Here is a 13,103-nt window from a genome sequence, read left to right as displayed (position 1 = left end):
TGTTGTTTCGTGTTAGGATTAAGAGGAAGATAAGCAGGAATGGAGTGCAAGGATGCAGAGGCTGGCAGCGATCGGATCCGCGTACAACGAGATTACCGTATATGAAACGTCGCAGTTGGACGGGGAGACGGGCAAATTCAGGTGCATTCGGTTTGCGGACGAGGATGTGCAAGGCGCGATGGACCTGAAGGATCGCCGTCGTCTCGTTCTCGGTTACCAGAAGGCGATGACCGCTCTGATGGAGCATCGCGATCCCGATTTCCGTAGCGCTTTTGTTATCGGACACGGGATCGGGTCGATTTCCGGCTATTTTCGCGGCAAAAGGATCAAGACGGCGGAGATCGACGAAGCGGTTGTGGAGCTGAGCCGACGGTATTTCGATTGCGCGGACGACAACGTCGAGATCGGAGACGGTCGGCAGCTTCTTGAAGCGGAGGCCGACCGGTCGCTCGACTTTATCGTTCTTGACGCATTTACTAGCAGGGGGACTCCGCAGCACCTCACGACGGTGGAATTTTTCCGGTTAGCCGCTAATAAGCTTCGGCTTCAAGGGGCGCTCCTTCTGAACATGATGGGCCGTCCGCAGGACGACAGCATGGCGGAGGCGATCCGCTCGACGCTGCGCCGGGCTTTCGCCGACGTTCGGTGCTATTCGTTGCCCGCGCCGCGGGAACGCGACAGAAGGAATCTGATTTTCGTAGGCAGCGGTGCGTCCGACGGCCTCGATAGCAGGGAGATCGGGCTTCGCGAAATCGAGCTGGCAGAAGGCTATATTATTTGGGACGGATCGGCGGCTTGGCGGTAACTTGATACTATTTCACGATTTGTGATACTTAGTCACCGAGTGCGGCCGCGACCGTAGACGAGTCCATGCGGATTGGATACAATGTCCCCGTTGTTGATTCAACTTGAAGAAGTCGGGGGAATATCTTTGGAGACAACGCCGCAACTTTGGACGAAGACGGAAGGAGCCGCGCATGCCGCGCCCGAACAGGTCGGATTCGATTCCGGCCAGTTGGGCAAGCTGGACGCGCATTACGCAGAACTGATCGCGCAGGGTCTGCTGCAAGGTGGCGGGCATCTGGTGGGCCGCAACGGCAAAATCGCATCGTGGTCGGCGATGGGAAGACTGAATGGAGTAAAGGGCGAGGGGAGTCTGCAACCGGATTCCATCAGGAAGCTAAGCTCTCTGACCAAAGCGTTCACAACGATCGCCTTGGTCAAGCTGATCGAGGACGGCAAGCTGGATTTGGACCAGCCGGTCGCAGCGCTTCTCGAAGAATTCGACAATGGCACGTATCGGGACGTGACGCTGTTTCATCTGCTGACGCATACTTCCGGCATTCCGCCCGTTCCCGGCTATTACAACGAGCCTTACCCACGCCGATGGTACGATCCGGACAGTCACAAGAGCTGGATCGTCCAGGCGCTGACGGGGTTGCCCGTCTGCAAGCCCGGGGAGGCGTACAATTATACGTCGACGGGTTACGCTTTGCTTGGCGAGATCGTATCGCGCGTGTCCGGCGAACGGTTCGAGGAATATGTGATGAACCGAATCGTACACCCGCTCGGTTTGGAGCGCACCTGGTTCGACGTTCCGGCGGAGCTGCACGCCGAAGTGTGCGTGGTGGATCAGTACGACATCGATTCGCTCGGCCAGTCGGCTGACAACTGGAAGGTCATTCCCCGCGCGGCCAGCGGCATGCATTCCACGATGTACGACCTATGGAAGCTGGGGCAAATGCTGCTGAACGGAGGGACGTTCGAAGGCAGGCGCATTCTCGGCCGCAAGTCGGTCGAGCTGCTCACAAAACGGCATCTGTTTCGAGTGCCCGCTTACCATTGGGGCGGACAGATCAAAGACAAGGGGCATGCGCTTGGCTTCGACCTGGCGATTCACTCCACCTCTTACGAATCGCAGGGAACGTATCAACTGGAGGGGGCGGGGCGGATCGCGCTGTTCGTCGATCCGGTCGAGAGCATGGTCGTCGTGCTGCTGGTGCCGTCCGTTCATTCGTGGGTTCCCCGGTCCGTGCTCGGTACGAAGCAGATTATTTGGTCCAGCCTGGTCTAGGACAAACAGGTTAAAGCAAGGAAGAGAAGGTCCGGATTCATTCGGGAAGAGACGGCTTTACTCTATCGGAAAGGAGGCGATTCGGTTTTAGATACGCTATAAAGAAAATGCGCCGGTACGCATTTCTCCCCTTCGTCGTTTCGGATCGATGACCGATTTCGCAAACTACGAAAGGCGAGTGAGTATAGATGCGTTTGGTAACAGAAAGATTGATTATTCGCCGCTTTGAAGCGGCAGATTGGCCGGATGTTCTGGGCTATACGTCCGATCGGGAGACGATGGCGTATATGCCGGACGGCCTGTTCGGGGAAGCGGACGCCAAGCGCTTCGTTATCGAGAACGGAGGCTCCGACGCCCGCAATTATGCGGTCGTGCTGAAGGGAGTTCAGCGGCTTATCGGGCATATCGTTTTCCATCCGTGGTTCGGAGATCACACCTACGAGATCGGATGGGTGATCGCGCCGGGCTTTCGCGGGCGAGGCTATGCGACGGAAGCGGCTCAAGCCCTGCTGCATTTCGGCTTCGCCGAGCTGGGGCTGCATCGCGTCATCGCGACGTGTCAGCCCGAGAATGCCGCTTCGAGCCGTGTAATGGAGCGGCTTGGCATGCGAAGGGAAGGCTGCTTCCTAAAGTGCATTCCGCGGGGCGACGGCGTATGGTGGGATGAATATGTCTACGCCGTTCTGGCAGAGGAGTGGAAGTAGACGATAGAGGAAGCCGTCGGCAGTCGATCCGGGATTACCCGGATGTCAGCCGACGGCTTTTTTTGTTAACGCCGTTCTTCCCCGGAATATTTCTTCAGGGCAATGACCGCATTATGTCCGCCGAAGCCGAACGAATTGGACATGCCGACGTTCAGCTCGGCCCGCCGCGCCTCGTTCGGCACGCAGTCCAGATCGCAGTCGGGGTCCGGCGTCTCGTAATTGATCGTCGGCGGAATCAGCCCGTTCTGCAGGCTCTTGACCAGAGCGATCGCCTCGACCGCGCTGGAGGCGCCAAGCAGATGCCCTGTCATCGATTTGTTGGCCGTCACCGGCACGCGATAGGCGTGAGCTCCGAACAGTCGCTTGATCGCCAGCGTCTCTGAGCGATCTCCGATTTCCGTGCTCGTTGCATGGGCGCTAATGACGTCGACCTGCTCCGGATGAAGATCGGCTTCGGCCAGCGCCAGCTTCATCGCCCGATAAGCCCCGTCCCCGTCCGGGTGTGTCGCCACCATATGATAGGCGTCAGACGATGCGCCGTAGCCGAGAACCTCGGCGTAGATGCGAGCCCCGCGGCGCTTAGCGTGAGCCAACGATTCCAGAATAACGATGCCGGACCCTTCGGCCATGACGAAGCCGTCCCGGCCGGCGTCGAACGGACGGCTCGCCGCAGCCGGATCGTCGTTGCACGAAGAGAGAGCGGTCGCATTGCCGAAGCTGGCGAGCGAAATTTCCGACAAGGCCGCCTCGGCGCCGCCCGCGATGACGATGTCCGCTCCGCCGCCGCGGATGAGTCGGAACGCTTCTCCGATCGACGTATTGCCGATCGAGCAAGCCGTTACCGGCGACATTGTCGGGCCAAGCGCTCCGAACTTCATGCTGATCAGAGCCGCGGCCATATTTGAGATGATCATCGGCACAAGCGTCGGACTGACCCGTTCCGGACCGCGATCCCGCAGCACTCCGGCTTGATCGATCAGCGTCTGCAAGCCCCCGACTCCGGAGCCGACGTAGACGCCGAGCCGTTCCCCGTTGATCTGTTCCTTCTGCAGTCCGGCATCCTCCCAAGCCTCGCCGGCGGCGGCCATCGCGAACTGGCAGAAGCGATCCATTCTCCGCGCTTCCTTGCGTCCGAACAGCGCCTCGGCATCGAAGCCGCGAACCGCTCCGGCAATTTTCGTTTTGAACCGGGCGGTATCGAAGCTCTCGATGCGGGACACTCCGGACTGTCCGCCCGCCAAACGCTCCCAGAAGCTGTCCACCGAGTTGCCCAGCGGGGAGATGACGCCCATTCCGGTAATCACGACTTGTTCGACTTGCCTCATGCCGATCCACTCCTTGTACCTGTTAAAGTACATCCAGCATCTCATTCCTGTTATCCTATTACAAGTTGTCGTTTATACTAGTATAATAAATACTACGATAAGTCGATTGGTCCAACTTATATAAAAGAACCGGAGGGACGGGACATGAATCATGATGCGAGGCTGCTCGCTTTATCCGCTTTCCTCAAAGCGAAGCGGGCCAAAATCTCCCCGGAATCGGCAGGATTCGGCACGGGTGCACGCAGAAGAACTCCCGGGCTGCGCCGAGAGGAGGTAGCCCAGCTTGCCGGGGTCAGCCTGACCTGGTACACGTGGCTCGAGCAGGGAAGAGACATTCGCGTATCGTCGTCCGTACTCGACTGCATCGCTTCGGCGCTTCAGCTCAGCGTGGACGAGCGCAAGTATTTGGTCTCGCTGGCGATGGAGGTCAGCCCGGGAATCTCTCTCAAAGAGGAACCGCCCAAGATCAGTCCGTCGCTCAGACGAATTTTGCAGGAGCTAACCTACTGCCCCACCCTCATTACGGACCGGCGCCATACGATCGTCGGCTGGAACGAGGCGGCGTCGCACGTCTTTCTCGATTTCGAACAAGTTCCGGTGCAGGACCGCAACATGATTCGTCTGCTGTTTGCGAGGAAGGAGCTGCGGAGATTGGCGGTCAATTGGGAGCACTTTACGAAGGGTTTTCTCGCAATCTTTCGCGCTTATTACGGTCAGTATGTCGACGACAAATGGTACGATCGCTTTCTGGGAGAGATGAAGGCGGCTCATCCGGAGTTCGAGGCTTTATGGGAGGAGAGCGAAGTTCAATCCGCTCCGGAGGTGCTGATCGAATTCAGGCACGCCAAGGTCGGCAAAATGCTGTTCCATTTGACTTCGCTTCAAGTGCAGGGCGCCGATCTGCGCTGCAGCATCTATACGCCGGTGCCGGAATCGACGACCGAAAACAAGCTGAAGCGGCTGATCGGGGGAAGCGCTATTCTGAACGGCGAAGCATTCTCATAGGGTAGAAGGACAGGCAAACTGCCGAATCTTCGAACAGGATGGGATGCGGGATGGATACGCTGCGTTTGCAAGTGACGGGAATGACGTGCGCCGCATGCTCGGCCCGCATTGAGAAGGGGCTTGGCCGCATGAGCGGCGTTCGCAGCGCGAGCGTCAACATGGCGACGGCGCAAGCTTTCGTGCAATACGACTCGCAGGTGACCGGTGAAGCGGATATTCGCCGCAAAATCGAACAGCTGGGATACGGCGCCGCCGAGCAGGTCGATTCCCCGCAGAAGGCGCATGAATCGGAAGTTCGCGCCCTGCGCGGCAAGCTTGCGGTGTCCGTTGCCGTCTCCGTTCCCCTCTTTTGGGCGATGCTCGCCCATCTTGCTTTTTTGCCGTCGCAGATCTGGATCCCGGCCATTTTTTTTAATCCTTATTTGCAGCTGGGATTGGCGACGGTGCTGCAATTTTACGTTGGCTACTCCTTTTACAGGGGCGCTTACCAGGCGTTGAAGCAGAGAAGCGCCAATATGGACGCGCTTGTCGTACTGAGCACTTCCGTCGCCTACTTCTACAGCCATTATAAGCTGTTGAGCTTCCCTGGAACGGTCTCCCACGACCAACTCTATTTCGATGCGATCGCGATGATTATGACCGTCGTTCTGCTTGGCAAGCTGCTTGAAGCGAAAGCGAAAGGACGGGCGCTCAAAGATTTGAACGAGCTCTACGGCTTGCAGATCCGCTTTGTTCGCGTGATGCGCGAGCAAGGAGAGGAATGGATTCCGGCAGGCGAGCTGCGTCGGGGAGAGCAAGCTGTCGTATTGGCCGGAGAGTGGATTTCCGCGGACGGCCGCATCGTCTCGGGCGCAGCCGAGGTGGACGAGTCGCTGCTGACCGGCGAGAGCGTGCCCGTGCTGAGGCAGAAGGGGGACTATGCTTACAGCGGAACTCGCTGCCTGAACGGCAGCTTGCGAATTCGCGCCGAATGCGACGCGGGAGAGACGAGGCTTTCGCGCATGATCGCGATGGTGGAGGAGGCGCAAAGCTTGAAGCCGACGATCGCGCGTAAAGTGGATCGGGCGGCGGCGGTGTTCGTGCCGGCGATGGCGTTGTGCGCCGCGGCGACTTATTTGGGCTGGACGCTGCTGGCCGACGGGGCGTCTGCGGATATGGCGCTCCGCTATGCGCTGTCCGTGCTGCTTATCGCCTGTCCGTGCGCGCTTGGCCTGGCGGCTCCGGTGTCGATTCTGATCGCTACCGCTCTGGCCGCCAAACGCGGCATCCTCTTTAAACACGGAAGCGCGATGGAAACGCTGGCGAAGGCCGACCGTATCTTGTTCGACAAAACCGGCACGTTAACCGAAGGCAAGCCCCGTCTGATCGGGGTGCAAAGTGCGGGTCACCCGAACGCCTATTTGTTGAAAATGGCGGCCGCTATCGAGCGGCATTCCGCGCACCCGCTCGCCCAAGCGATCGTTCGCGAGGCGGAGCGCCTGCGCGTACTGATCCCCGAGACGACGGATGTGCGCGAGGTGCCTGGAGGCGGGATGCAAGGGATGGCGGAAAATCGGCAGATCCGCGTTGGCCATCCTCGCTGGGTGCTTGGCGGAGACGTCGTGCTTGCAGAAACGGCTATGAAGCATGAAACTGCGGGACCGGGCGAAACTGTGCTGTACGTCACGGTAGACGGACGACTGGAAGGAGCGTTGACGTTCGCCGATACGCTGAGAGAAGAAGCGTCAGCCATAGCACGCGAGCTGGAACGGACGGCTTCTCTGGGCATCGTGACGGGCGACCAGCCGGAGCCTGCAAACGAGATTGCCCGTCAGGCGGGTATCCGCGACGTTCACGCCGCTTGTACGCCGGATCGCAAGGCGGCCATCGTCGAGGAAGCGCGGCGCAGCGGCCGGGTGGTCGTCTTTGTCGGAGACGGCAGCAACGACGCCGCGGCGCTGGCTACGGCAGACGTCGGCGTCGCGATGGGCGGCGGGGCGGGGGCCGCCATGCAGACCGGCGACGTCGTACTGACGCGAGATCGCTTGTCCGGCCTCGCGGACGCGGTCGTCATCAGTCGGGCGACGCTTCGCAACATCAGGCAAAACATCGGCTTCGCAGTGGCGTACAATACCGCCGCCGTGCCGCTGGCCGCGCTCGGCTTCCTCGACCCGAGAATCGCCTGCACAGGCATGGCGGCCAGCTCGCTGCTCGTCGTCGCCAACGCGCTCCGTCTGCGGCGCTTGGCGGCGGGAGGGCGCGGATAATGCTGGCGCAGAGCCTGCTTCTCGCCGCGACCGCGGGGCTGATGGGCGCTCCCCACTGCCTGATCATGTGCGGGGGCATTACTTCGTCGTTCGCGCTTAATGCACGGGGCAATCCGCTGAAGGCTGCCGCCGCTTATCATGTGGGCAGAATTACGACCTATACGATCACCGGCGCTTTCATGGGGCTGATCGGTTCTTTCCTGAACGCGGCCGGGACGTTCGTCGGGCTGCAAGGGGCTGCAAGCATTCTGGGCGGTATCCTGATTATCGCTTGGACCTACAGTCGTTATACGCTGCCATATCCGCACCGCTTCATGCCGCTGGGCAAGCGGGCGGATGGGGCATTAGTCGCGGGCAAGCGCGGGGGACAATGGCTGGGTACGTACTCCTCCGGCTTGCTGCTCGGCTTTCTTCCGTGCGGATTGACCTACGCCATGCAGATGAACGCCGCCGCTTCCGGATCGTGGGCGGAGGGAGCGGCCTATCTGCTCGTCTTCGGGCTGGCCACCGTACCGGTGTTCGCGCTGCTGGCGCTCTTCTCCGGCCGGCTGAGCCGGTCCGGAAGGAAAGCGATGCGAGTCGCGGGGACGGCGCTTGCCTATACGATGGGCATTCTGGCCATTCTGAAAGGGCTGGCCGTCAATGGCTGGATCCCCAGCGTTCACCCGTGGCTATGGTAGTAGTTAATGTCATTAACTATACAGCTTTAAAAGCATAAGCCGTCGTCAGCGAGTTTCCATCCGAGCAGACGGCGATTTCTGCCTGCCATTTGCCCGGCATGACAGGAACGGCCAGCAGCTCGTATTGACCCGGCGCGACCTCGCGCGTCTCCGCCGGGATGCGACCGCAGAACATGCCGGGCATAACGAGATAAGCTTCGATCGTTATCGTTTCCACCGGATTTCCGCTCTCGTCCTGCACCGTCAATCGTATGATATTCTCCTCCATAACCGCAGCCCCGCCCGGCTCGGACCGAACGTCCAGCCGCAGCCCCGCACCGCTTGCAGACGCCGAAGTTTCGCCTTCGTCAGATAACTTTCCGCCAAAATCTCCGCAGCCTCCGACTACGAGCAAGCCGGCCGAACAGATTAAAGCGATGAGCCATTTGGTCATTTTACCCCTTCTTTCGCAAGCTGCTCTTATTTATTCACGCTTATGCGCAGTTGTCACAATTATGTCAACGGATGTAGCCCTAATGAGTTATGCCAATACCCCCATATAGGGCTAGAATAGGGAGGAAGTATTCGACAGTAAGGAGCGATCCGTATGACAAAGAGAACCTTGGGATTGCTGATCATGGTCGTCCTTGCGGCGCTGAGTCTGGCGGCGTGCTCGTCGTCCCGACCAGGCGATCAAGATCCGAAAGACGTGAAGGTCGAGCTGAGAACGGATCCCGCGGAAGCGAAGGCCGGAGCGGAAGTTAAGCTGATTACGACCGTGACGGGACTGGTGGACGAGAAGAACACGATCGTGCAGTACGAAATTCGCAAGGCCGATCACAGCGGTCTGCCGGAGCTGATCGAGCAAGTCGATCGGCAGGGGACTACCTATTCGGCAGGCTTCACCTTCTCGGAAAGCGCGACGTACGACGTGTACATTCACATCTACAACGGCGAGCTGCACATTACGAAGAAAAAGCCGGTGGAAGTGAAGCCATGAGCATCCTGAAGCGTCGGAAAGGCACAGGCACAGGAGCGATTGGCGGCCTGCTGCTGATCGGTCTGCTTGCGTCCTTCGCATCGCCCGGGCAGGCGTCCGCGGAGGAGTCGGCGTCCGAGCTTCAATCGCTGATCGACGCCGCGAAGCCCGGCAGCGAAATCGTGCTGGCGGCGGGAAGCTATTCCGGACCGGCGGTGATCGACAAGCCGCTCGCGGTTCGCGGAGAGGACGGCGCGACGATCTACGGCGGCGAGGGGGCGGCGGCGCTAACCGTCCGCGCTCCCGGAGTGGAACTGAGCGGCATCAAGGTGGTAAGCGCCGAATCGGACAAGCTGGCCGCTATCGCCGTCGAAGCCGACGACGCCGTCATCCGGGAGACGGTCGTCGTATCGTCGGGGCTCGGAATTTCGCTGCGTGATGCGGACCGGGCTCTTATCGTCGGCAATACGGTTTATCCGTCCTCGCAAAATGGAGGAGTGGATGGGTATACGGGCGGCGTGCGGACAGGCAACGGGATCGATCTCTACGACTCGCACGATGCGCGAATCGAAGGCAACGAGGTCCACGGCATGAAAGACGGCATCTATTTGGAGAAAAGCCATCGCGCATCCGTCGAAGCGAACCGAGTCTATCGTTCGCGATACGGCATCCATTGCATGTATACGGACGGCACGTTAATTGTCGGCAACGAAGGCGAGTATAACGTGACCGGCGCGATGGTGATGGGGGTCAGGGACGCCGTCGTGACGGACAATTCGTTCCGCAAGCAGAGCGAGAACGTCCATTCCCAAGGGCTGCTGCTGTTCGACGTTCAGACGTCGCGCATCGAGCGCAACACCTTCGAGGGCAATCGGGTCGGCATTTACATGGAGCTGTCCTCGAACAATCGGCTTGAGGCCAACGAAGTGCTCAGAAATTTTGTCGGCGTCCAGTTTCTCGAATCCGCCGACAACGAGTTTACTAGAAATACGTTTCTGTCCAACGTCATTGAAGCTCAGGCGACGGACAGTGCCGGCAATCGGCTGTCCAACAACTATTGGGACGCCGCGCAGGCGCTGGATCGGGACGGAGACGGGACGAGCGATTTGACATATGCCATCAATCCTTTTTTCGCAACGGCGGTCGATCGCACGCCGGCCTACCAGCTGTTTTTTCAAGCTCCGGGCATGACGTTCCTAAGCGGTTTGTTCACAGCTAACAATAACGAGTGGTCGTTCGACGCCGCGCCGCTGATGAATCCGCCCGAAGGGGCGGAGGGCGGTGCGCAATCGTCCGACGGGCGGAATACGGCTGTCGGGGCGATCGGAATCGCGCTATTGCTTGCGGCTGCATCAATCATTTATTGGGGGGCAAGAAAATCATGAAAAAGTGGATTATTCTCGGGGTACTTACGCTAGCGCTGTCTATTCTCGCAGGATGCGGAGGAACGAAATACGAAGCGGTTCCGATCGACGAAGCGGTCGACGTATGCGCGATCTGCAAAATGCAGGTGAAGGACGACGCCTATGCAACGCAGCTTACGACGAAAGACGGCAAGACGTACAAATTCGACGATCTCGGGTGTATGAACGAATGGAAGCAAAAAAACGGCACGGACAACATTGGAATGGATTACGTGCGCGATTACAACGACAAGGAATGGATTGAATTGTCCAAAGCGAGCTTCGTCTACGACGCTTCGATTCGGACTCCGATGGCTTACGGAATCGTCAGCTTCAAGGACAAGAAATCGGCCGAGGCGTTTATCGCCGAGCAGGGCGTAGGGCAACTGATGAGCGCGAGCGATTTGAAGGCTCATGGCTGGGAGCAAAATAAGCAAGGCATGGAAGGAATGGAGCACAGCCACGATGCCGAAGGCGGTATGGAAGGACACGATGCGGAAGGCGGCACGGAAGGGCACGGAGCGTCGTCGGGAGCTGCCGAGACGGAGCAGCACGCGGGGATGTAAACGATGGCTAACATGCTACACGTCGCGATGAGAGAAATCCGAATCGGATTTCGCAACCCGTGGTCTTACTCCTTTATGGCGCTATTCTCCGTGTTCAGCCTCAGCCTGCTGCTGATGAACGCCCGGGGCGTCGTGGAGGGCTATTCCGGAACGACCGGTTCGATGATCAGTCTGATCCTTTATTTGCTGCCGCTCATGACGTTGTTTCTCGGCTCGTTCTCGCTGACGGCGGAGAAGGAGGAGGGCAGCTGGCAGCTGCTCTCGACCTATCCGCTCAAGACGTTCTCTTACATCGTCGGAAAATATGCGGGCTTGACCGTTGTGCTGCTTACGATCGTCGCGTTCGGCTACGGGTTGATGGGAGCGGTCGGACTTGTTGCGGGGGCCGGCTTCTCCTTGCAGACCTATCTTCTGTTCCTGGCGTTTTCCGCAGGTCTCGTGCTGCTGTTTCTGGCGCTGGCGATGATCGTCGGTTCGCTCTCGCGCAACCGTTGGCAGGCGATGACGATCTGCGTCGCGCTCTGGTTTTTCCTCGTCATCGGCTGGTCGACGATTCTGATTTCGCTCTTGGACAGTCTGCCCTATCCATGGATCAAACCGCTGCTCGTCGCGCTGACGTTCTGCAACCCGGCCGAATTGGTTCGACTCTTCGTCGTTATCAAGCTCGGCGGGGGAGCGGTGCTCGGGCCGGAATATTACAACTGGGTTCAGTGGGCGCAAGGACCAAACGGAACGCTTGTGTTTCTTGGAGGCTGTGCGGCGATGATTGCATTAGCCGGAACGCTCGTCTGCTGGATTTGGGAAAGGAGGCGTTCGCATGGCTGAGCCGCTGCTGGTCGCGGACGGAATTTCCAAAGCCATTAAGAAAAGCGTCCTGGTCGAACCGATCGATATAAAGCTGGATCGGGGGGAGGTGCTTGCCCTATGCGGAGGCAACGGCGCGGGCAAAAGCACGATTCTGCGCATGATCGCGGGCATTATGCGGCCTAGCTCCGGGAGCGTGCGCTTGAACGGCAACGATTGGACTCGTAGCCGCGCCGAGTATTCCAGGCAGCTCGGGTATATGCCTGACGACTACTCGTTCAGCCCGGGACTGACGGCGATGGAGGCGCTGAGCTTCTGGGCGGCACTGCGCGGTGTCGGTCAAGCGCGTGTGCTGGAGGCGCTGGAGCTAGTCGGCCTGAAAGACAAACGCAGCGGCAAGGTTCAGACGTTCTCCAAAGGCATGAGACAGCGCTTGCTGTTCGCCCAGGCGATTCTCGCCGAGCCGCCGCTGCTGCTGATGGACGAGCCGACCAACGGCCTCGATCCTTACTGGATGGACGAGTTCGTGCGCCTGCTCGGAGAATTGAAAAAACGCGGTCATGCCGTCGTCTTCAGTACGCACCAGCTTCAGACGGCCGAAGAGATCGCGGATCGGGTCGTATTTCTGATCGACGGGCGCAAATGCGGAGAAGGCTCTGTCGAATCGTACCGGAAGCTTCACGGAGAGCATCCTTTGCACTCGGCGTTCCGGGCCGCGCTCGGAGGATGAGGGCGGGAGCCTCCAACCGGGGCCGGGCCACAGCGATCATCGCCCTGCTAGCGCTTGCCGCCGTGCTTGCCGTCGCTTGGCAGGTCTTTCGTTCCGACTCGGCGGGCAAGGGCGGACTGGCGGCGGGAATGAAGGCGCCGGCGATTGAAGGATTCGATACCTCCGGCGACCGAATCGATCTGCTTGACTATCGCGGACAGCCGGTTATCGTCAACTTCTGGGCTTCGTGGTGCGGGCCGTGCGTGAAGGAAATGCCGCTGCTCGACGAGGTTTATCGCAGCGCCTCCGGCCGATTTAAGCTGATCTCGGTCAATGTCGGCGATACGAAAGGGACGGTGAACGAGTTTTTGACCGAGCACGGCATCTCGTTCCCGGTGCTGATCGACGCGGCGGGCAAGGCGGCCGAACGTTATCGCGTATCGGCGCTTCCCGCGACGTTCGCGATCGATGCCGAAGGCCGGATCAGCCATGCGGGGCTAGGACAGATCACCGAAGCCGATCAGTTGTATGCTTTTCTTCAAACCAACGATTAAGCTTCTACAATTTGCGTTATAAATAGGGTAAGCTATGTTCGATTCGCAGACGGAGTTCCGACAGAAGCCGGAACG

General features: G+C 59.4%; 14 protein-coding genes. 12 read left to right on the top strand and 2 right to left on the bottom strand.

The window, feature by feature from the left end; genetic code table 11:
* Positions 1–52 precede the first annotated feature (52 nt).
* The 3 genes from DFP98_RS29785 to DFP98_RS29775 all read left to right on the top strand — a co-directional run bounded on the left by DFP98_RS29785 (position 53) and on the right by DFP98_RS29775 (position 2,778).
* Positions 53–805, top strand: coding sequence for a spermidine synthase (locus DFP98_RS29785; RefSeq protein ID WP_246016883.1), 753 nt, complete (start codon positions 53–55; stop codon positions 803–805).
* 126 nt (positions 806–931) lie between these two features.
* Positions 932–2,074 carry a serine hydrolase domain-containing protein gene (locus tag DFP98_RS29780; protein ID WP_181918019.1) on the top strand — a complete coding sequence of 381 codons (1,143 nt, stop codon included), beginning with the start codon at positions 932–934 and terminating at the stop codon, positions 2,072–2,074.
* Between the two features lie 188 nt (positions 2,075–2,262).
* Complete coding sequence (locus tag DFP98_RS29775) at positions 2,263–2,778, top strand: GNAT family N-acetyltransferase (RefSeq protein ID WP_116064278.1); 516 nt, start codon at positions 2,263–2,265, stop codon at positions 2,776–2,778.
* 65 nt (positions 2,779–2,843) lie between these two features.
* On the opposite strand, the gene fabF is transcribed toward DFP98_RS29775, so the two are convergent.
* Positions 2,844–4,103, bottom strand: coding sequence for a beta-ketoacyl-ACP synthase II (gene fabF, locus DFP98_RS29770; protein WP_116064277.1), 1,260 nt, complete (start codon positions 4,101–4,103; stop codon positions 2,844–2,846).
* A gap of 144 nt (positions 4,104–4,247) precedes the next feature.
* Between fabF and DFP98_RS29765 the strand changes: the two genes are divergently transcribed.
* From DFP98_RS29765 to DFP98_RS29755, 3 genes are read left to right on the top strand one after another with little or no spacing between them, the layout of a single operon-like run.
* Positions 4,248–5,108 carry a helix-turn-helix transcriptional regulator gene (locus DFP98_RS29765; RefSeq protein WP_116064276.1) on the top strand — a complete coding sequence of 287 codons (861 nt, stop codon included), beginning with the start codon at positions 4,248–4,250 and terminating at the stop codon, positions 5,106–5,108.
* A 50-nt stretch (positions 5,109–5,158) separates the two neighbouring features.
* Positions 5,159–7,354, top strand: a complete 2,196-nt coding sequence (locus DFP98_RS29760) for a heavy metal translocating P-type ATPase (RefSeq protein WP_116064275.1) — start codon at positions 5,159–5,161, stop codon at positions 7,352–7,354.
* On the top strand, positions 7,354–8,034 hold the full coding sequence (locus DFP98_RS29755) for a sulfite exporter TauE/SafE family protein (RefSeq protein ID WP_116064274.1): 681 nt from the start codon (positions 7,354–7,356) through the stop codon (positions 8,032–8,034). The genes DFP98_RS29760 and DFP98_RS29755 overlap by 1 nt, the downstream gene beginning before the upstream one ends.
* Positions 8,035–8,050: 16 nt before the next feature.
* On the opposite strand, the gene DFP98_RS29750 is transcribed toward DFP98_RS29755, so the two are convergent.
* Positions 8,051–8,467, bottom strand: a complete 417-nt coding sequence (locus tag DFP98_RS29750) for a FixH family protein (protein ID WP_116064273.1) — start codon at positions 8,465–8,467, stop codon at positions 8,051–8,053.
* A gap of 153 nt (positions 8,468–8,620) precedes the next feature.
* Between DFP98_RS29750 and DFP98_RS29745 the strand changes: the two genes are divergently transcribed.
* From DFP98_RS29745 to DFP98_RS29720, 6 genes are read left to right on the top strand one after another with little or no spacing between them, the layout of a single operon-like run.
* On the top strand, positions 8,621–9,013 hold the full coding sequence (locus tag DFP98_RS29745) for a hypothetical protein (RefSeq protein WP_116064272.1): 393 nt from the start codon (positions 8,621–8,623) through the stop codon (positions 9,011–9,013).
* A complete protein-coding gene (locus tag DFP98_RS29740; RefSeq protein WP_116064271.1) occupies positions 9,010–10,377 on the top strand; it encodes a right-handed parallel beta-helix repeat-containing protein in 1,368 nt (455 codons plus the stop codon). Before DFP98_RS29745 ends, DFP98_RS29740 begins: the two co-directional genes overlap by 4 nt.
* Positions 10,374–10,961, top strand: a complete 588-nt coding sequence (locus tag DFP98_RS29735) for a nitrous oxide reductase accessory protein NosL (protein WP_116064270.1) — start codon at positions 10,374–10,376, stop codon at positions 10,959–10,961. Before DFP98_RS29740 ends, DFP98_RS29735 begins: the two co-directional genes overlap by 4 nt.
* Before the next feature lie 3 nt (positions 10,962–10,964).
* Positions 10,965–11,786, top strand: a complete 822-nt coding sequence (locus DFP98_RS29730) for an ABC transporter permease (protein WP_116064269.1) — start codon at positions 10,965–10,967, stop codon at positions 11,784–11,786.
* Entirely contained in the window at positions 11,779–12,495 is a 717-nt protein-coding gene (ccmA, locus tag DFP98_RS29725; protein ID WP_116064268.1) for a heme ABC exporter ATP-binding protein CcmA, read from the top strand. Before DFP98_RS29730 ends, ccmA begins: the two co-directional genes overlap by 8 nt.
* The gene (locus DFP98_RS29720) at positions 12,492–13,028 is read left to right on the top strand and encodes a TlpA family protein disulfide reductase (RefSeq protein WP_181918018.1); all 537 of its coding nucleotides are present in this window, start codon (positions 12,492–12,494) and stop codon (positions 13,026–13,028) included. Before ccmA ends, DFP98_RS29720 begins: the two co-directional genes overlap by 4 nt.
* The last annotated feature ends 75 nt before the right edge of the window (positions 13,029–13,103 follow it).

The organism is Cohnella phaseoli (assembly GCF_003386235.1).
Taxonomy (GTDB): domain Bacteria; phylum Bacillota; class Bacilli; order Paenibacillales; family Paenibacillaceae; genus Cohnella; species Cohnella phaseoli.
The sequence above is the reverse complement of the archived record's forward strand: the minus strand, read 5'-3'. Positions and strand labels throughout refer to the sequence as shown.

What these genes read in the sequence shown, in the direction of transcription:
- DFP98_RS29740 (WP_116064271.1), top strand. Translation starts at nt 9,010, where the DNA reads ATGAGCATCCTGAAGCGTCGGAAAGGCACAGGCACAGGAGCGATTGGC.
- DFP98_RS29785 (WP_246016883.1), top strand. Translation starts at nt 53, where the DNA reads ATGCAGAGGCTGGCAGCGATCGGATCCGCGTACAACGAGATTACCGTA.
- DFP98_RS29760 (WP_116064275.1), top strand. Translation starts at nt 5,159, where the DNA reads ATGGATACGCTGCGTTTGCAAGTGACGGGAATGACGTGCGCCGCATGC.
- ccmA (WP_116064268.1), top strand. Translation starts at nt 11,779, where the DNA reads ATGGCTGAGCCGCTGCTGGTCGCGGACGGAATTTCCAAAGCCATTAAG.
- DFP98_RS29755 (WP_116064274.1), top strand. Translation starts at nt 7,354, where the DNA reads ATGCTGGCGCAGAGCCTGCTTCTCGCCGCGACCGCGGGGCTGATGGGC.
- DFP98_RS29730 (WP_116064269.1), top strand. Translation starts at nt 10,965, where the DNA reads ATGGCTAACATGCTACACGTCGCGATGAGAGAAATCCGAATCGGATTT.
- fabF (WP_116064277.1), bottom strand. Translation starts at nt 4,103, where the DNA reads ATGAGGCAAGTCGAACAAGTCGTGATTACCGGAATGGGCGTCATCTCC.
- DFP98_RS29750 (WP_116064273.1), bottom strand. Translation starts at nt 8,467, where the DNA reads ATGACCAAATGGCTCATCGCTTTAATCTGTTCGGCCGGCTTGCTCGTA.
- DFP98_RS29745 (WP_116064272.1), top strand. Translation starts at nt 8,621, where the DNA reads ATGACAAAGAGAACCTTGGGATTGCTGATCATGGTCGTCCTTGCGGCG.
- DFP98_RS29720 (WP_181918018.1), top strand. Translation starts at nt 12,492, where the DNA reads ATGAGGGCGGGAGCCTCCAACCGGGGCCGGGCCACAGCGATCATCGCC.
- DFP98_RS29765 (WP_116064276.1), top strand. Translation starts at nt 4,248, where the DNA reads ATGAATCATGATGCGAGGCTGCTCGCTTTATCCGCTTTCCTCAAAGCG.
- DFP98_RS29775 (WP_116064278.1), top strand. Translation starts at nt 2,263, where the DNA reads ATGCGTTTGGTAACAGAAAGATTGATTATTCGCCGCTTTGAAGCGGCA.
- DFP98_RS29735 (WP_116064270.1), top strand. Translation starts at nt 10,374, where the DNA reads ATGAAAAAGTGGATTATTCTCGGGGTACTTACGCTAGCGCTGTCTATT.